Source organism: Aeromonas sp. DNP9 (assembly GCF_001728955.1).
Lineage (GTDB): Bacteria > Pseudomonadota > Gammaproteobacteria > Enterobacterales > Aeromonadaceae > Aeromonas > Aeromonas veronii.
Map to the genome: position 1 here is coordinate 106,772 of NZ_LYSQ01000016.1, position 18,991 is coordinate 125,762.

Consider the following 18,991-nt stretch of genomic DNA (forward strand, 5'->3'; position numbering starts at 1 on the left):
CCGTATGTTTTCCAAGTTCTTCATAGAACGCCCCATCTTCGCCAGCGTGATTTCGATCATTATCGTGCTGGGCGGGTTGGCGGCGATGCGTGCGCTCCCCATCGAGCAATATCCCCAGATCACCCCGCCGGTGGTCTCGGTCACGGCGTTTTATCCGGGCGCCACCCCGGAGGTGATCTCCCAGACCGTGGCTGCGCCGCTGGAGCAGCAGATCAACGGCGTCGAGCGGATGATCTACATGCAGTCGGGGTCGGCCTCCAACGGCCAGATGAACCTCAACGTCTACTTCGAGATCGGCACCGATCCGGATCAGGCCACCATCAACGTCAACAACCGGGTCTCGGCCGCCATGGCTCAGCTGCCGGAAGAGGTGAAAAAGCAGGGAGTGACGGTCAAGAAGAAATCGACCTCCATCCTGCAGGTGGTCACCCTCCAGTCACCGAACGGCTCGTTTGATACCACCTATCTGTCGAACTACGCCCTGCTCAACATTATCGACGAGCTCAAGCGGATTCCCGGCATCGGTGATACCACCTTGTTTGGCGGTACCGACTACGCCATGCGTATCTGGCTGCGGCCGGATCGACTGGCCCAGCTCGAGCTCACCCCGAGCGACGTGATTGGCGCCATTCGCGAGCAGAACACCCAGTTCGCGGCAGGCAAGATCGGTGCCCAGCCCACCACGGCCCCCATCGACTTCACCTACACGGTGCAGACCAAAGGGCGCCTTGAGGATGTGAAGGAGTTCCAGAACATCATCGTCCGCTCCATGCCCGATGGCTCCAAGATCCGGGTCCGCGATGTCGCCCGGGTCGAGCTGGGGGGCAAGGATTATGATCTGGTCGCCCGCGCCAACGGCAAACCGGCCATCGGTATTGCCACCTATCTGCAGCCGGGCGCCAACGCCGTCGCGGTCGCCGATGCGGTACACGCCACCATGGAGCGACTCAAGGAGCGCTTCCCGCAGGATATCGAGTACCAGATCCCCTACGACACCACCGAGTTCGTGAAGATCTCCATCGAAGAGGTGGTACACACCCTGTTCGAGGCGATCGTGCTGGTGTTCGTGGTGGTCTATCTGTTCCTGCAGAACTTCCGCGCCACCCTGATCCCCTGTATCGCGGTGCCGGTGTCGCTCATCGGGACCTTCGCCGGCATGCTGGTGCTCGGTTTCTCCATCAACCTGCTGACCCTGTTCGGCATGGTGCTTGCCATCGGTATCGTGGTGGATGACGCCATCGTGGTGCTCGAGAACGTCGAGCGGATCATGAGCGAGAAGAAGTGCTCCCCCAAAGAGGCTGCCATCCTCGCCATGCAGGAGGTCTCCGGTCCGGTGGTCGCCATCGTGCTGGTACTCTGCGCCGTGTTCCTGCCAGTCGCCTTTATGGGCGGCATGACAGGGGTGATGTACAAGCAGTTCGCCATCACGGTCGCGGTCTCGGTCGCCATCTCCGGTCTGGTGGCTCTGACTCTCTCTCCGGCCTTGTGCGCCGTGTTGCTGAAAGAGGGACACCACAAACCGGCCCGCTTCTTCGTCTGGTTCAACGAAAAATTTGACCAGCTGACCCGCGGCTATGTACGAGGTGTGGCCTTCCTGAACCGTCGGGTGGGGGTCGCCTTTGCCATCATCGCCGTACTGATCCTCTCCATCTACGGCCTCTTCCTGAAAGTGCCGGGCGAACTGGTACCGAACGAAGATCAGGGCTACCTCATCTCCGCCGTCATGCTGCCGGATGCCGCCGCGATGAGCCGGACCCAGGCGGTGGCGGATCAGTTCGACAAGATCGCCATGGCCAACCCCCATGTGAAGGATGTGATCACCTTCTCGGGCTTTGACATTCTCTCCAATGCCATCATCAGCAACAGCGGCATGACCTTCATTACCCTGAAGGACTGGAGTGAGCGTCAGGGGGCCGGACAGGACTCCTTCTCGCTGGCCAAGACCTTCCAGGGCTTGAGCCTGATGGGGCTGGCGGATGGCTTTGTCGCCTCCTTCAACCCGCCTCCCATTCAGGGGATGTCCACCACAGGTGGCCTTGAGGCCTATCTGCAAAACCGTGGCACCGGCAACGCCCAGGCCTTCTCCGGCGAAGTGCAGCGCTTCCTCGAAGCGGCCAAGGCGCGCCCGGAGTTTGCCAGCGTCACCAGCACCTACCGCGCCAACGTGCCGCAGGTCTATCTGGACCTGGATCGCGAAAAGGCCAAGGCGCTGGGACTGCCCATCAACGCGGTGTTCGACACCATGCAGGCCACCTTCGGCCAGGTCTATGTCAACGACTTCAACCAGTTCGGCCGTACCTACCGGGTGCAGTTGCAGTCCGAGGCAGACTATCGCGCCAAGAAGAGCGACATCCGCAACGTCTATGTCCGCTCCGACAAGGGGGAGATGATCCCGCTCAGCAGTCTGGTGACGGTGCGTGATGCCACCGGCCCCGAACTGGTCGAACGCTTCAACATCTTCCAGGCCGCCAAGATCATGGCCCAGCCCGCCCCTGGCTACAGCTCGGGTCAAGCCATCGCCGCGCTGGAAGAGGTTGCTAATGAAGCTCTGGGCAACGACGCCAAGCTGGAGTGGACCGGCTCCGCCTATCAGGAGAAAGCGGCCGCAGGCAGTGCAGGCATGGCCTTTGGTTTCGGTATCGTGATGATCTTCCTCATTCTGGCTGCCCAGTATGAACGCTGGAGCCTGCCGTTTGCGGTGATCACCGCGGTACCGTTCGCCCTGTTTGGCGCCCTGCTCGCCACCTGGCTGGTGGGGCTGACCAACAACGTCTACTTCCAGATCGGGCTGGTGACCCTGGTCGGCCTTGCCGCCAAGAACGCCATCCTGATCGTGGAGTTCGCGGTGATGAAGCACGAAGAGGGGATGAGCCTCATCGAGTCGGCACTGGAGGCGGCGCGCCTGCGTTTCCGTCCCATCGTGATGACCTCGCTCGCCTTCATCCTCGGCTGTGTGCCGTTGGTCACCTCCAGCGGGGCCGGTGCGGCAAGCCGTCACGCCCTCGGCTGGCCGGTCATCGGCGGCATGCTGGCGGCCACCTTTATCGCCATCTTCTTTATCCCGCTCTTCTTCCGCCTCATCATGAGAGGATCGGAAAAGCGCGCCAGGCAGTAACGCTCTACCTAGGCGTTCCACCGATAACAAACTACCCCCGCTCGTGCGGGGGTATTTTTTCATCTGCGGTGTGCTTCAATGACACACATCGAGACTTTTTTTCACAGGATCCGGATATGCTGGCTCAGCTCTGGCTCGCGACGACCTTGACGACCACAACCCTCTCCGCTTGTGGTCATCACGATTATCCCCCCTGGAACTGGCTGAGCGATGGCAAGATCATCGGCGTTTGTGCCGAAGTCGTCAGTACCCTCTATCAACGGTTGGGTTTGAATGTGGATCTCTCCTATGTGGGCCCCTGGGCCCGCTGTCAGCAGAAAGTGGCAAAAGGAGAGGTCGACATCAATATCTGTGCGCTGCGCAACGAAGAGAGAGCACACTACTCCCGCTTTACCCGAACACCCATGGCCATCAATGATATGGCGGTGTTCGTACGCCAACCCGGCAGCCGCTTGCTGCAGCGACGGGAGGATCTGACCGGACTGCGGGGAGCCATGATGATAGGCGTCAGCCTTGGCAGCGAAATGGATGATTTTTTGCAAGCGAATACCCGTATCTACAGGGTCAACTCCCTCAAGCAGGTATTTGGCTTGCTGGCCAGTGACCGGGTCGACTTCGTTCCCTATGGCCGCTCTTCAGGCCGCCTGTTTTTGAGCGAAAATTACCCGAGCAGCGGAATGGCTGATCTGCAGTGGCCACTGCAGCGCGGTGAGCTCTATATTTCTGTTTCACTGCAATCCCCCCATCTTGGCACCCTCGAACAGCTGGAACCCATGCTGCAAGCGCCGGGCATGAGGCAGTGGATAGATCAGCTGCTGGAGAAATACAGTGACCTCTACCTGCAACAGCAGCGCCAGCAGAAGCCTTGACCTTCTCCTGCGAGCAAGGTTTAGAGTTGGGCAACTTACCCCGTAAGGATGCCCGGATTGTCACTCACCCAGCTTGCTGCAAGATTGCCCTGCGTTGCTTTGGCCCAGCTATTGCTGGCGCTGCTGCTCGTGTGCAATCTGACTCTCTGCATCAGCTGGCATGGTTCTCCCCTCTCCTCCGAGCCGACCCCAAGCAGCGCCCAGTCGATGGTGATGTTCGATTCATCCATGGCGATGGCAGATGGCGAGATCTCTCATGCGATGGCCACCATGGGTCACCCGGGCGATGGCATGACCCTCTCCTGCCATCAGGGGGACGAGGGGTCAGCCATGGGCGATGAGTGCCAGATGCAGACCGGCGTCAATGCTCTCTCCTTCGGCGCGATGGCGCTGCTGGGTATACTGGTCGCCCTGCTGATCTTCCCCCTGCTGCTTGGCAGCAACTTCGCAGCGTCACTGCTTGATAACTGGTTGCGGGATCCCTTCCTGCGATCCCGTGGTTCCCATCCCCCCTCCTGGCCACGCCGACACCTGATGCTGTCGGTGTTACGCCACTAGAAAGTCCTTCTCTTGCGGCACAGGCAAGCTTCAACTTGCCCGTTCTCTGCCGCCTTGCCTGACCCTGTGCCTCGGCCAAACTGGTCCGCTCACAGGGAGCCGTGCGCACTGATACAGCTGCGCCCCGTTTGCCGCCAGCCCCTTTGGTGATGCCTTGCACCTCACCCGACCGGCGGCCTGCAAAAGAGAAGACGTATTATGTCACCAGCCCACTTTTCACCGTCCAAGGTTGCTGCCTTCGCGGGCGCCTTATCCTCCTGCACTTTCTGCATGCAGACCCGCGCCGGAGGCCAGTCATGAACAAGATCATCCTGATGTCGGCCCTGCTGCTCGCCCTTGGCGCCGGTGGCGGCTACTGGGCCGCCAAACAGACCTCCGATGGTGCAAGCGCCAAAGAGAAGACGCCTCTCTACTGGGTCAACCCCATGGATCCGCGCGACAAGCGCGATGCCCCCGCCAAGGACAACATGGGGATGGACTTTATCCCCGTCTATGAGGAAAAACAGGGCGGCTCACCGGGCACCGTCACCATCAGCCCAGAGATCCAGCAGAACCTGGGGGTGCGGCTCGCCAAGGTGGAGAAGCTCCCCATCCACCAGCAGATCGAGACGGTGGGCTACGTCGGCTATGACGAGGACAAGCTGGAAGCCGTCAACGCCCGCATGGCGGGCTGGATCCGCACCCTCGCCATCAAGAGCGAGGGGCAACAGGTGAGCAAGGGAAGCCTGATTTACGAGCTCTACGCCCCGGATCTGGTCAACGCCCAGCACGAGTATCTGCTCGCCCTCAATACCGCCAACCCCCTGCTGCTGCGTGCCGCCGAGGGCAAGCTCAAATCCCTGCAGGTGCCGGCGGATCAGATAGCGGCCCTCAAGCGCAGCCGCCAGGTGCAGGAGACGGTGCGCATCTATGCCCCGAGCAGCGGTTATGTCTCCGAGCTGAAGGTACGCGAGGGCCAGTATGTGGAGCCCGCCGCCGCGCTCTTTAACATCAGCACCCTCAAGCAGGTATGGGTGAGTGCCGAGGTGTTCGAGCGCCAGGCGGCCCAGCTGAAGGTGGGCGATCCGGTCACCATGACCCTCGACTATGCCCCCGGCCGCCACTGGCAGGGCCGGGTCGATTACCTCTACCCGACCCTGGATGCCGCCACCCGCACCCTCAAGGTGCGGCTGCGCTTTGCCAACCCGGACGAGTTCCTGAAACCCAATATGTTCGCCAAGGTGACGATTCAGGCGGGCAAGGGAGAGCCGCAATTGGTGGTGCCGAGCGAAGCGGTGATCCGCACCGGCAGTCAGGACAGGCTGGTGCTGGCGCTGGGGGATGGCAGCTTCAAGTCGGTGGCCGTCACTCTGGGCCCCCAGTTTGGCGACAAGCTCGCCATCAAGGCAGGGGTAGAGGCTGGGGATAACATCGTCAGCTCTGCCCAGTTCCTGCTCGACTCCGAATCGGCCATCGATTCCGACTTCCAGCGTATGACGGCGGTGCGCCCCGCCCAGGTGTGGACTCAGGGCGAGGTTGAAAGTATCGATCTGGCCAACCGTACCCTGATGGTCTCCCACCAGCCCATCCCCGAGTGGCAGTGGCCCGCCATGGAGATGGAGTTCGCCGTCGCCGACGGGGTCGATATGATCAAGCTCACCGAAGGGCAGACCCTGCATCTGCAAGTGATGCAGGAGGGGGATGAGTACCGCATCACCACCATCCATCAGGAGCAAGCGCCGACAAGCGGCGCCACAGCCAAGCCAGCAACGGATGAGATGGAGAATATGGAAGGCATGAACCATAGCCAGCATCAGATGGCGATGCCCGAGGTGGAGAAGAAGTCATGATCCCTTCCATCATTCGCTGCCTGGCAGGCAACCGCTCTCCGCTCTCTGTACTTGGCGAGAAAGGAGTTCAATCATGATCCCGTCGATTATTCGCTGGTCCATCGGCAACCGCTTTCTGGTGCTGCTATTGACCCTCATGCTCACCGCCTGGGGGCTCTGGTCGGTCAAACAGACCCCGGTGGACGCCCTGCCGGATCTCTCCGACGTGCAGGTGATCATCAAGACGGCCTATCCGGGCCAGGCGCCCCAAGTAGTTGAGGATCAGGTCACCTACCCGCTCACCACCGCCATGCTGGCGGTGCCGGGGGCCACCACGGTGCGCGGCTACTCCTTCTTCGGCGACTCCTTCGTCTATGTGCTGTTTGACGACAACACCGACCTCTACTGGGCCCGCGCCCGGGTGCTGGAGTATTTGAGTCAGGTCGCCCCCAACCTGCCCGCCTCAGCCCGACCCCAGCTCGGCCCCGATGCAACCGGGGTGGGCTGGGTCTATCAGTACGCACTGGTGGACAGAACCGGCAAGCATGACCTCAGCGAGCTCACCTCCCTGCAGAACTGGTTCCTCAAGTACGAGCTGCAGACGGTGGAGGGGGTCTCCGAGGTCGCCACCGTGGGCGGCATGGTGCGCCAGTATCAGGTGCGGGTCGATCCGGACAAACTGCGCGCCTACGGCATCCCGCTCTCCCTTATCGAGACCGCCATCAAGCAGGGCAATCAGGAGACCGGCGCCTCCGTCATCGAGATGGCGGAAGCGGAGTACATGGTGCGCTCCAACGGCTATCTGAAAAGCATCGAGGATCTGAAGCAGATCCCGCTCGGCACCAATGTGCGCGGCGCCCCGCTGCTGTTGGGTGACGTGGCGGATGTAGTCACCGGCCCCCAGAGCCGGCGCGGTCTGGCCGAGCTCAACGGCGAAGGGGAAGTTGTGGGCGGCATTATCGTCATGCGCTATGGCGAGAATGCCCAGCACACCATAGACGGGGTCAAGGCGCGGCTCGCCCAGCTGAAGAGCAGCCTGCCGGAAGGAGTAGAGATCGTCACCGTCTACGATCGCTCCGACCTTATCCAGCGCGCCATCGACAACCTCTCCGGCAAGCTGGTGGAGGAGTTCGCGGTGGTGGTGCTGGTCTGCCTCGCCTTCCTGTTCCACCTGCGCTCGTCGCTGGTGGTGGTCATCTCCTTGCCCATCGCCATCCTGACCGCCTTTATCGTCATGCACCTGCAGGGGATCAACGCCAACATCATGTCGCTGGGGGGCATCGCCATCGCCATCGGCGCCATGGTGGATGGCGCCATCGTGATGATCGAGAACGTCCACAAACACATGGAACGGGAGGCGCTCACCGACAAGAACCGCTGGCGCATCATCACCGAGGCAAGCATAGAGGTGGGGCCCGCCATCTTCTTCTCCCTGCTGATCATCACCATCAGCTTCCTGCCGGTGTTCGCGCTGGAGGCGCAGGAGGGGCGGATGTTCCACCCCCTCGCCTACACCAAGACCTACGCCATGGCAGCGGCGGCCGGGCTCGCCATCACGCTGGTGCCGGTGATCATGGGCTACTTCATCCGTGGCAAGGTGCTGGCGGAGCAAGCCAACCCGCTCAACCGCTGGCTAAGCCAGGGCTATGTGCCACTGCTCAAAGCCGTCTTGGCCCGTCCGAAAACCACTCTGGCTGTCGCCGCCGTGGTGACGGTGGCGGGCTTCTGGCCGCTCAAGTATCTGGGCTCCGAGTTCATACCGCCGCTCGATGAGGGGGATATCATGTATATGCCCACCACCGCGGCCAATATCTCGGTGGGCAAGGCGCGGGAGATTTTGCAGCAAACCGACAAGCTCATTCGCACCGTGCCCGAGGTGCAGAACGTGTTTGGCAAGGCGGGGCGCGCCGAATCGGCCACCGACCCCGCAGATCTGGTGATGATGGAGACCAGCATCCAGCTCAAGCCCCGCGATCAGTGGCGCCCCGGCATGACCCCGGAGAAGCTGAAAGAGGAGCTCGACTCTCTCATCCGTTTCCCCGGCCTCACCAACGCCTGGGTGCCCCCCATCAAGACCCGCATCGACATGCTGGCCACCGGCATCAAGACCCCGGTCGGCATCAAGATAGCGGGGCCGGATCTCAAGGTGATCCAACAACTTGGCCAGCAGCTGGAGCAGATCGTCGGCAAGGTGGAGGGGGCTGCCTCCGTCTACGCCGAGCGGGTGGCGGGCGGCCGTTACGTCAAGGTGGATATCGACCGGCTGAAAGCGGCCCGCTATGGCCTCAACATTGCCGACGTACAGGCGGTGCTCGCCACCGCAGTGGGCGGCATGGAGGTGGGCCAGACCATCGAGGGGCGCGAGCGTTACCCCATCAACCTGCGCTATCCCCAGAGCTATCGCGATTCGGTGGCGAGCCTCGAGCTGCTGCCGGTGGTCACCCCGAGTGGCGCGCGCATCGCGCTGGCGGACGTGGCCCGGGTCTACATCAGCGACGAGGCCCCCATGCTGCGCAGTGAAAATGCGCGTCTCAACGGCTGGGTCTACGTCGATATTCGCGGCCGCGATATCGGCTCGTTCGTCGATGAGGCCAAGGCCGAGGTGGGCAAGCAGCTGGTGCTGCCGGCGGGCTACGCCCTCACCTGGTCCGGCCAATACGAATACATGGAGCGGGCCAAGGCGCGCCTCGCCTACGTGGTGCCACTCACCGTCGCCATTATCGTGCTGCTGCTCTATCTGGCGTTTCGCCGCGTTCAGGAGGTACTACTCATTCTCACCACCTTGCCGCTGGCGGTGGTGGGCGGGATCTGGACACTCTGGCTGCTGGATTTCAACCTCTCGGTGGCGGTCGGGGTGGGCTTTATCGCTCTGGCCGGGGTAGCGGTGGAGACCGGCGTCCTGATGCTGGTCTACCTCAACCACGCCTGGGATGACCTCGTGGCCAGCGGCAAGCCGGACAAGGCGGGTCTGCATCGGGCGGTGATCCAGGGCGCAGCCCTGCGCCTGCGCCCCAAGATGATGACGGTGGTGACCATCATCGCCGGCCTGTTGCCCATCATGTTCATGTGGAGCCATGGCACCGGCTCCGAGGTGATGCAGCGCATCGCCGCCCCCATGATTGGCGGCATGGTAAGCGCGCTGGTGCTGACCCTCTTGGTGCTGCCCGCGGCTTATTACCTGTGGCGCAGTCGCAGCCTTGGCAAGGGCGCGAACCCACAATCTGAATAACCCGATTTCACGATCCATATTGACTGAGCGATGAGGAAACCATCATGAACTACAAAACGCTGACCCTGACATTGCTGCTTGGCCTTGCCACCCAGACCAACCTGCAAGCCGAAGAGATGATGCACCATGAAGGGCACAATATGAGCCAGACGGGTGAGATGAGCGAACAGGGCGCAATGGTGATGACCAAGGGGGTCATTACCCGCCTCGATGAGGGGAGCGGCAAGCTCGGCATCAAGCACGAGGCGATCGAGAATCTCAAGATGCCCGCCATGACCATGGTCTTTCGAGTGGCAGATCCGGCCCAGCTCAAAGGGCTCAAGGTGGGGGATGCCATCCACTTTCATGCCGAAAGCCAGAGCGGCAAGCTCACAGTGACCGCCATCCAGCCGCAATAAACGGCTCTGGCTCGCCGAAGAGGTCACGATAGACAGTGACAACGCAAGAGGGAGGCATCAGCCTCCCTCTTCTTTTGGTCAACCTGTTCATGTGGTCAACCTCTGGCACGCGATGGCACTCAGCTGCGAGTTGCCAGCAACTGCTCCACATCCTCGATCACCTTGAGGGCCGCCTGCGGGCCGCCGCTGGAGGTCCAGAGCGACCCGTCCACGGCGCCAAAGCGCTTGGCCTTGATCACCGGCAGTTGCTGGAACGCCGGGGTCTGCTCCGCCTGACGCATGGCATCCACCGCATCACCGGTGGCGCTCAGGGTACCGACCACCAGCCAGTCGGCATCCAGCAGATTGAGGGACTCAAGACTTAGGGGCGGCGAGTGAGGGGCGCCAGTCCCCTGCTGCTTGCCTGGGCGTACCAGCCCCATCGACTCCACTACGCTGCTGGCAAAGGTGCCCTGATACATAAAGCTTGGCCCCTTGGGGTTCCAGCGTACTATGCTGATGCTCTCCCCTTGGTGTTTGGCAAGCTTGCTGCGAGCCTGAGTCAACCGCTCGGCATACTGCAGCAAGAAAGTATCAGCTTGCTGGTCGCGGTTGAGGGTATGAGCGGTGCGGCGGAAGCTATCCTGCCACGGTTCCCCCCACTTGCTGGTCACCACGGTCGGCGCGATCTCCCCCAGCAAGGTCAGCAGCTCTGGACGGGTCTGGCCAGTCAGGATAAGGTCGGGCTCCAGCGCAATCAGCGACTCCAGATTGGGGCTGTCGAGATCGCCGATCACCTGGATCCCCATGCCCGCCTTGTTCAGCAAGTAGCGGGGCAAGGTAGGTTGGCCACGGCCATTGACGGCGCCGATGGGGGTCAGCCCCAGAGTCAGGGTGCTGTCGAGTTCAAGCTCGCTCAGCACCACCACCCGTTTGGGCTGGACTGGCACCTGCACCTTCTGGCCAAACGCATCGGTTACTTCACGCATCTCCTGTGCCTGAACCAGCGGCGCGGCCAGCATCAGGATGGCTGCTGCCAGGGCGGCAAAACACTTCATCATCTCACTCCTTCTCGTTGCGCGGCCCGGATAATCGGCCGCGAGGATACACTCGGCGGGCCCACAGAGCAGGCCCATATGACTCAACCCGCCGAACGCAGGGAACGGCCATGTTCGTGGCGACGGGGCACGATAATGGGCGCCCCATCGCCGGGGGCATGCAGAATATCGACACTGGTCTGATAGAGCCGGTCGATCAGGGATTTGGTCACCACCTCCCGGGCCGGGCCCATGGCGGCAATGGTCCCCTCGCCGATGGCGATCAGCTCGTCACAGTAGCGGGCCGCCATTGCCAAATCGTGGATCACCAGCAGCACGGTTTTGCCCTCGGCGGTGATGCGGTGGATTGCCTCCATCACCTCGGTCTGGTGGCCAATATCGAGAGCACTGGTGGGCTCGTCGAGCAGCACCATGTCGCTGTCCTGCGCCAAGATCATCGCCAGCCACACCCGCTGCGCCTGCCCGCCGGAGAGGGACGCAGCGCTCTGCTGCCAGATCCCCTCAAGCTGCATTCGCTCGCAGGCGCTGCGCACCATACGGGCATCCTCCTCGCCCCACTGATTGAACCAGCCCTGATGGGGGTGGCGGCCATACTGCACCAGCTGCTCCACCAGAATGCCGGCAGGCAGGGTCGGCCGCTGGGGTAGATAGGCGAGCTCCCGCGCCAACCCCTTCATGTGGTAGCTGGCGAGCGGCTTGCCCTTGAGCAGGATCTCGCCGCGTTGGGCTTTCATCTGGCCGGATAGCAGCTTGAGCAGGGTCGATTTGCCGCAGCCGTTGGGGCCGACGATCCCCACCAGCTTGCCTCTCGGCACGCTGAAGGAGATGTCCCGCAAAATGGGGGTCTGCTGATAGGCAAAATGGAGACGATTTACGGTGAGCGTCATCAGTCAGCCCTCTGGCGATCGTTAACGAGAAGAAACAGCAGCAACAGGCCGCCGAGAATGCGGGTCATGATGCCGGTCGCCACCTCATGGGGGCTGGCCAGCACCCGGACCAGGGTATCGCTGGCAAGCAGCAGCAGGGCGCCGCTGAGTGCCGCCAGCCAGAGCGGCACTACCCGGTCTTTCACCAGCCAGGAGGCAAGAATGGGGGCCGCCATGGCGATAAAGACCACGGGGCCGCCGATGGCGGTGCCGAGCGCTGCCACCAGAATGGCTTGGGCCAGAATGCCCAGCTGCACCCGATCGCCGTTGACGCCAAGCCCTCTGGCCATCTCGGGGCCAAAGCGCAGCACCGCCAGTGAGCGGGAGAGATAGACGATCCAGGGGCAGAGCAGCAGCAACAGGATGGCGATGGGGGTGATGGTGCTGTACCCCACGGCGATAAAGCTGCCCATGTTCCACAGATAGAGGGAGCTCAGGTGCAGCAGGGCCTGGGTGGACATCACGAACTGGCCGAGCGCCTCGAACAGCTCGGAGAGGCCGATGCCGATCACCACGACCAGATAGCCCTGCTCACCCGGTTTGCGGCAAAGTGCATAGAGCACCAGCGCCGCGAAGATGGCGCCGATGGGGGCTGTCCACCAGGGCCAGCTGCCCACGGTCAGGTAGAGGGAGAAGACAATGATGGCAAGGGATGCGCCGTTGTTGACCCCCACCATATCGGGGGTAGCCAGCCGATTGCGAACCAGAGTTTGCACCAGACAGCCCGAGAGCCCCATGGCCGCTCCCGCCACCACGACCCCAAGGATGCGCGGCAGCCGGATCTTGAACAGGGTGAGCTGCTCAAGCCGCGTCCCCTCCCCCAGCAGGGTGTTGACCACCCCGGCAAAACCGAGCTTGCCGCCGCCAACGCTCAGGGCCAGCAGAGCCAGCGCCAGCAGCGCCATTGCGAGCAGCGCCAGCCAGCGCCAGCTTGGCAGATGGATCAGCAAAGAGCGGTTGCCGGCCCGCAGGCAGAGCATATCGGTAGGTGTACGCATCAGCCCCTCACTTGACAGTCAGCAGGGTACGAAAGCCCCCGCGATGGACGATGGCGATCAGTACAGGCGCGCCAATCAGGGCCAGAATGACCCCGTTGGGCAGCTCGAACGGCTGGATCAGCCAACGCGCCAGAATATCGGCCAACAGCAGAAACAGCATGCCGAACAGGGCGGAGAAACAGACCTGCACCGACAGCTTCACCGGCTCCACCAGTCGGCCACAATAGGCGGCCAGAAAGCCGACAAAGCCGATGGGACCGGCGATGGCGATGGCACTGGCGGTAAACAGGGTGGCGGCAAGCAGCACGCCAATTCGCACCCGGTTGGGGCGGATCCCGAGCGCCTGGGCCTGACTGTCCCCCATCTGCATCAGGGTCAGCTGGCGACAGAGCAGCAAGGTGATGACAAACGCCACCAGCACGAAGGGCAGCACGGCTATGATGGCATCGAGATTGGCCGCCGACAGGGAGCCGAGGTTCCAGAAGCGGTACTGCTCCAGCACCATCTTGTTGGAGAGCAGCAGAAAGCTGGAGAGACCGCCGAAGGTAGCGGAGAGCGCCACCCCGACCAGAATGAGCTTGAGGGGGTTGGAGCGGCCAATCATCATGCCAAGCACCAGCACAATCACGTTACCCAGCAGCGCGCCGAGTCCGGCCCAGAGCAAATAGCCGTAGGCGGACTCCACCCCGAACCAGGTGAGCCCCACCACCAGCGCAAAGACGGCCCCGGCGTTGACCCCCAGCAGACCGGGCTCCGCCAGCGGATTGCGGGTCGCACTCTGCAACAAGGAGGCAGCCAGAGATAAAGAGGCGCCGACCACCATGGCACAGAGGGTGCGCGGCAGTCGCAAGGTATTGAGCACCATGGCAAGCTTCTCGTCACTCGCCCAAGGCGCGTCACCCATCAGGTAGCCGAACACCTCGCGGGCACCATAAACACCCGCACCGGTGGCGAGCGAGAGAGAAAGCAGTATGAACAGGAGGAATAATCCCAGCCAGAACAGCGAGGTCTGGTCTCTAAACACCCTTTAACTCCTTATGATTGCAATGCCATCTTGTTGACACAAAAGCCGTCATCCGAGGTGATACCGTGGCAACAACGGAAGCCCGCCAGTGCGGGCTCCGCTCAGCCATTACAGCTTGTAGGCCACACCGGCATAGACAGTGCGCCCGTCGAGGATCTGATCGGCCTCGGTGGCAACCCAGTCACGCTTGGTATTGGTCAGGTTGTTGAGCCCGAACTTCAGATCCAGTGCCCGGGTGGCGTTCCAGACTGCCCCGATATCCAGGGTGTGGAATCCGGCGGTGGTCTCATAGGTGGTGCCGCTCATGCGCGGAACCGGGAGGATCTGGCTGCCGGTGTAGTTCCAGCCGAGCTGGGTACTCAGGCTCTCGATGACTTGCCACTCCAGCTTGGCGTTGGCGGTATGCTCCGGCGTCCGATAGAGATCCTTGCCGCTGGTCTTGTCCTCCCCGTCGATCAGGGTGACGTTGCTGGAGAGGGTCAGGTTATCGGTGATATCAAACCAGCCACTCAGCTCTACCCCCTTGATGCGGGCCTTGCTGACGTTCTGATAGGTCATCACCGCCGGACGCCAGGTGGCGGTCCATGCCTCGCTCTGGATCTTGTCCTTGATATCGTTGTGGAAGGCGGTAACCCCGGCGCCCCAGAACGACCCATCATAGGCGGTGCCCAGCTCATAGCTGACGGCGGTTTCCGGCTTCAGATCCGGGTTGCCCACCACGGCGCAGCGACCGCGACAGGCGGCTACCGCATAATCCGGGTTGGACTGGGCAATGGTCGGCGCCTTGAACGCCTTGCCAATGCCGCCCTTGACCACCCAGTTGTCAGTCAGGCTGTAGAGGGCATACCCACGGGGGCTGAACTCGGTGCCATAGGTCTCGTGGTGATCGACCCGGCCGCTCAGGGTCAACGCCAGATCGCCAAAGCCAAACTCATCCTGCAGATAGAGCGCGCTCTGGTTGACGCTGACATCGCCCCCCTTGAGGTTGACGTTATGCTTGAGTTCGGTGATGCGGTACTCAGCACCGCTGGTCAGCAGGTGGCTGCCCAGATTACCGCTCAGCTGGCCATCGAAGGTGTGGTTGGTCTGGCTCACATCGCCGCTGGTCTTGCTCAGCGCCGTCATCAGTTCGGAGTCATCAAAGAGATCAACCTGCTCGAAGGCATAGCCAACCCGGCTGTCGAACTTATCCCAACGGCCGACGTGGGTGGCGTTGAGTCCCAGTCGCTCCATCTGCTGGATATTGCGCGGCGTCTGGCCGTAGTTGTTCCAGTGGGCCTCCCGATCGTCTTTGGCGTAGTTCATCCCCACATCCAGATCCTGACGATCGTCAATCAGCCATTTGACGTTGGAGAGGATCCCCAGCTTTTCACGCTGCTCGATGGCATCAGCCTTGGGGTTGATGCTCTGCTCGCTCTGCCAGGCATCTCTGTGGTTCCCTTCCACCACCAGGTTGGCCAGCAGTTTGTTGTCGATCAGTGCCCCGCCCACATAGGCGCTCGCCTTGTTGATATCCCCGCCATGACCGTCGGTGGGGTCACTGAAGGTATAGGTGGCCGCCGCTTCGGTCTTCTCCCCGGGTTGGCGCAAGATGACATTGACCACCCCACCCAGCGCATCGGCACCGTAGAGGGAGGAGATAGGGCCACGGATCACTTCGATACGCTCGATGGCCGCCATGGGGATGGCGGAGAGATCGAAATCATTGCCATAACCGGAGGTAAGAGCATCGCGGGAGCTGATACGCCGGCCATTGACCAGCAACAAGGTGTAATCCCCCTCCAGCCCGCGCAACTTGATCTCGCTGCGGCCGTAGCTGGTCGCAGGGCTGATATTGACCCCCGGCAACTGTTTCAGAGCGCCGGTCAGATCATTGACATTGAGCTTGTCGAGCTCGGCCCGGGTCACCACAGAGACGCTGGCCGGGGCGGTCAGCTCGCTGTGCCGGGTTTTACTCGCCGTCACCACCATAGTTTCATGAGCGGCGGAAGGCGCAGTCCCTTGGGCCAGAACTGGCAGGGCAAAAAGGGACAACACCAGCGGATGCACTGCAAATCGTCGGGATGATGTACGCATCATCAACACTCCACATAAAACAACCAAGGCCAACACCACCGACATCCCTGTCTGACCTCGCCAGACCCGGTGCAAAGTGATGGAGTTCATTGGCATGAACTGTCTCGTTCATGCCCCATCACCCCGAACATCAGTGCATTACGGCAGGCCCTGCGTTGTGCTATGCCACGCGCAGCCATCAATAACAAAAGCGCCGTACCGACTGACATCGGGACGGCGCAATACTAAATGCAAATCATTTTTATTTGCAAGCGTGAATCAGGTATTCTTTCGTATCCGCTTAATTATCCATCACATCGTGACGGGTCTGGTGATAGGCCTCTTCACTCTTGCCCCGCCGCCAGTACGGCACGGCGTAGATCGACTGGCGATCCACCTCAAGCACGGAACGAAAATGGCGGCGCAGCGGCAGCACCAGCGCCTCTTCCCCACCCAGCCAGAAGAAGCCGCCATCGCGCACCAGCGGCAGAGCAATCACATGCTCCAGCAGGCCACTGGACTCGGGCTCGCCAACAAACCAGTGACAGCGAACCCCGACCGGTAGTGTCAACGGTTGAGCATCGGCCTGATCCGGCACCAGAATCGCAATTTCCCCTCTGGCCCCGGCAGGCATCACCTCACACATCGCCATGATGGCGGGCAAGGCGGTGAGATCCCCCACCAGGCAGTAGTGATCGGCCGGTTGCAGCATGGGGTTGGGGCCACCCGGCCCGGAAAGGATCACCTTCTCTCCCGGCTTGGCATGGGTGGCAAAGGCGCTGGCGGGCCCGCCTTCACCGTGCAGCACGAAGTCGATATCAATTTCCTGCTCATCACGGCGAAACGCGCGGATGGTGTAGGTGCGGATCACCGGCTTGTCCGCAGGATTGCTCCAGCGCGGGCCGTTCGGGGTCATGGCAGGCAGCACAGGCTCTACCTGATGGGGCTGGGCCAGCATCACCTTGATATGAGCCCCGCCGCAGGTAAAGGGATAGTCAGCCAACTCGCTGCCACCAAAGGTGATGCGACGCAAATGGGGGGTGATCTGGGTAATGGCTTTGACAGTCAGCAGACGGGGACGATTGGGAGGCAGAGATGGGGACACAATGAGGCTCCTCGTTGAGTGTGTCGCTCATGCTACACGCAAATAGGAATTACTATCAAATAAGATTATTTCTCGTCTAATCGCTACAAGCTGGATTCAAACATCTCCAACCACTGGCGTACACACTCCAATCCAGAAATAGGCTTTATGCACGCTAGCTCCATGATTGGGCGAAGAAAGCAGCCGGACAACGCCACCGTCACAAAGGGTTCCATTTGCTTATTTCGACCATAGTTTTTTGAGATCAAATTTTATTTCCCAATAAGTTTCCTATCCTTAGTGAAGCAGTTAATGTAAGCACAGGATGCCAAACAGGATTGTATGATGGATGACCAGATCCTGATTATTGATGATGACGATCTCTCCCTCCCCGACGCACAGCAAGCGGGCTGGAAGGTGATGATTGTTGACGATGAGCCTGAAGTGCATCGCATCACCAAAATCACCTTGAACAAATTCGAGTTTGACAATCGCCCCATCGATTTTCTGCATGCCTATTCCGCGGCGCAGGCCAAAGAGTTGCTGGCCATCACCCCGGACGTTGCTCTGTTGCTGCTGGACGTGGTGATGGAGGTCGACCACGCTGGCCTCGATGTCGTCAAATACGTCCGTGAAGATCTGCAAAACAAGATGGTACGCATCGTGTTGCGTACCGGCCAGCCCGGCCAGGCGCCGGAAGATGACGTGGTCACCAACTACGACATCAACGACTACAAGGATAAAACCGAGCTCACCTCCCAGAAGCTGCGCACCCTGCTGCGGGCCAGCCTGCGATCCTATCGGGATATCCGCACCCTGGAGAGTAACCGTCAGGGGCTGGAAAAGGTCATCGAAGCCTCCAAGGGGATCTTTGAGAAACGTGCCCTGCGCCAGTTTGTCGAAGGCGCCCAGGAGCAGCTCAGCGCCCTGCTCCATCTGGGGGAAACCCAGATATACGACGTCAAGCAATACGCCTATGAGGTGAAGGATCAAGTATTGGAACCCCTGCTCCCTGGCCATCCTGCCATGCTCCTCACAGAAGCGCCGGAGATCCTGCGCCAGGCCATGAGCAAGCGCAGCAACGTCTATAACGCCACCCAGATGGTGCTCTACTGCCAGAATCCGCGCCACCACCTGCTGTTCCACATCGAAACCACCCGCCAGCTCAGCCAGATCGATACCAGCCTGCTGACGCTGTTTACCGAAAACATCATAGTGGCGCTGGAGAATATCCGGCTCAATGAGGTGATCGCCGACAACCAGCGGGAGATCATCTATCGCATCGGCGAACTGGTCGAAACCCGTTCAAAAGAGTCAGGACTGCACGTCAAACGAGTCGCGCTCTATACCGAACAATTCTGCCACCTGATGGGCATGAGCGAAGAGCAGAGCGAGCTGGTGAAACGTGCCTCGCCGCTCCATGACATTGGCAAGGTGGGTATTCCCGATGCCATCTTGCACAAGCCGGGCAAGCTGACACCGGAAGAGTGGGAGATCATGAAAACCCACGCCCAGCTCGGGCAGGATATGCTCTCCGGTAGCGATCTGGCACTGTTTCAGATTGGTGCCACCATCGCTGGCAACCACCATGAGAAGTGGAATGGCAGTGGCTATCCCCGCGGTCTGAAAGGGACGGATATTCCGCTGGAGGGGCGGATTGTGGCGCTGGCTGACGTGTTCGATGCCCTGGGTTCTGATCGCTGCTACAAGAAGGCGTGGCCGCTGGACAAGGTGCTGGCCCTGATTGAAGAGGAGAAGGGGCAGCATTTCGACCCCCAGCTGGTCGAGCTGATGATGGCCAATCTGGACAAGTTCCTCGAGATCCGCGAGCAGAACAAAGATGTCTATATCGGCGAACACTGATAGTCGGCTTGTTCTGTTTATTGTCTA

At 61.2% G+C, this 18,991-nt stretch carries 13 protein-coding genes; 7 read left to right on the forward strand and 6 right to left on the reverse strand.

Annotated features, from left to right (window positions below; all coding sequences use genetic code 11):
* Positions 1–4: 4 nt before the first annotated feature.
* The 6 genes from A9G06_RS12620 (at position 5) to A9G06_RS12645 (ending at position 9,977) form a co-directional block, all read left to right on the forward strand.
* Entirely contained in the window at positions 5–3,115 is a 3,111-nt protein-coding gene (locus tag A9G06_RS12620) for an efflux RND transporter permease subunit (protein WP_069555466.1), read from the forward strand.
* Positions 3,116–3,231: 116 nt separating this feature from the next.
* Positions 3,232–3,984, forward strand: a complete 753-nt coding sequence (locus A9G06_RS12625) for an ABC transporter substrate-binding protein (RefSeq protein ID WP_069555467.1) — start codon at positions 3,232–3,234, stop codon at positions 3,982–3,984.
* A gap of 57 nt (positions 3,985–4,041) precedes the next feature.
* Entirely contained in the window at positions 4,042–4,542 is a 501-nt protein-coding gene (locus A9G06_RS12630) for a hypothetical protein (RefSeq protein ID WP_083243788.1), read from the forward strand.
* 296 nt (positions 4,543–4,838) lie between these two features.
* Positions 4,839–6,371, forward strand: a complete 1,533-nt coding sequence (locus A9G06_RS12635; RefSeq protein WP_069555469.1) for an efflux RND transporter periplasmic adaptor subunit — start codon at positions 4,839–4,841, stop codon at positions 6,369–6,371.
* A gap of 73 nt (positions 6,372–6,444) precedes the next feature.
* Positions 6,445–9,579, forward strand: a complete 3,135-nt coding sequence (locus tag A9G06_RS12640; RefSeq protein ID WP_069555470.1) for an efflux RND transporter permease subunit — start codon at positions 6,445–6,447, stop codon at positions 9,577–9,579.
* 44 nt (positions 9,580–9,623) lie between these two features.
* On the forward strand, positions 9,624–9,977 hold the full coding sequence (locus A9G06_RS12645; protein WP_069555471.1) for a copper-binding protein: 354 nt from the start codon (positions 9,624–9,626) through the stop codon (positions 9,975–9,977).
* Between the two features lie 119 nt (positions 9,978–10,096).
* Here the strand turns inward: A9G06_RS12645 and A9G06_RS12650 are convergent, their stop codons facing one another.
* From A9G06_RS12650 to A9G06_RS12675, 6 genes are all read right to left on the reverse strand, one after another.
* Positions 10,097–11,014 carry an iron-siderophore ABC transporter substrate-binding protein gene (locus A9G06_RS12650; RefSeq protein WP_069555472.1) on the reverse strand — a complete coding sequence of 306 codons (918 nt, stop codon included), beginning with the start codon at positions 11,012–11,014 and terminating at the stop codon, positions 10,097–10,099.
* An 83-nt stretch (positions 11,015–11,097) separates the two neighbouring features.
* Positions 11,098–11,901, reverse strand: a complete 804-nt coding sequence (locus A9G06_RS12655) for an ABC transporter ATP-binding protein (protein ID WP_069555473.1) — start codon at positions 11,899–11,901, stop codon at positions 11,098–11,100.
* Positions 11,901–12,938 carry an iron chelate uptake ABC transporter family permease subunit gene (locus tag A9G06_RS12660; RefSeq protein ID WP_069555474.1) on the reverse strand — a complete coding sequence of 346 codons (1,038 nt, stop codon included), beginning with the start codon at positions 12,936–12,938 and terminating at the stop codon, positions 11,901–11,903. Before A9G06_RS12660 ends, A9G06_RS12655 begins: the two co-directional genes overlap by 1 nt.
* Positions 12,939–12,945: 7 nt before the next feature.
* Positions 12,946–13,962, reverse strand: a complete 1,017-nt coding sequence (locus A9G06_RS12665; protein WP_069555475.1) for an iron ABC transporter permease — start codon at positions 13,960–13,962, stop codon at positions 12,946–12,948.
* A 108-nt stretch (positions 13,963–14,070) separates the two neighbouring features.
* Entirely contained in the window at positions 14,071–16,038 is a 1,968-nt protein-coding gene (locus tag A9G06_RS12670; protein WP_069555482.1) for a TonB-dependent receptor, read from the reverse strand.
* A 280-nt stretch (positions 16,039–16,318) separates the two neighbouring features.
* The gene (locus tag A9G06_RS12675) at positions 16,319–17,122 is read right to left on the reverse strand and encodes a siderophore-interacting protein (protein WP_069555476.1); all 804 of its coding nucleotides are present in this window, start codon (positions 17,120–17,122) and stop codon (positions 16,319–16,321) included.
* A 324-nt stretch (positions 17,123–17,446) separates the two neighbouring features.
* Here A9G06_RS12675 and A9G06_RS12680 point away from each other — a divergent pair, with 324 nt between their 5' ends.
* Positions 17,447–18,964 carry an HD domain-containing phosphohydrolase gene (locus A9G06_RS12680; RefSeq protein WP_069555477.1) on the forward strand — a complete coding sequence of 506 codons (1,518 nt, stop codon included), beginning with the start codon at positions 17,447–17,449 and terminating at the stop codon, positions 18,962–18,964.
* Positions 18,965–18,991: the final 27 nt, after the last annotated feature.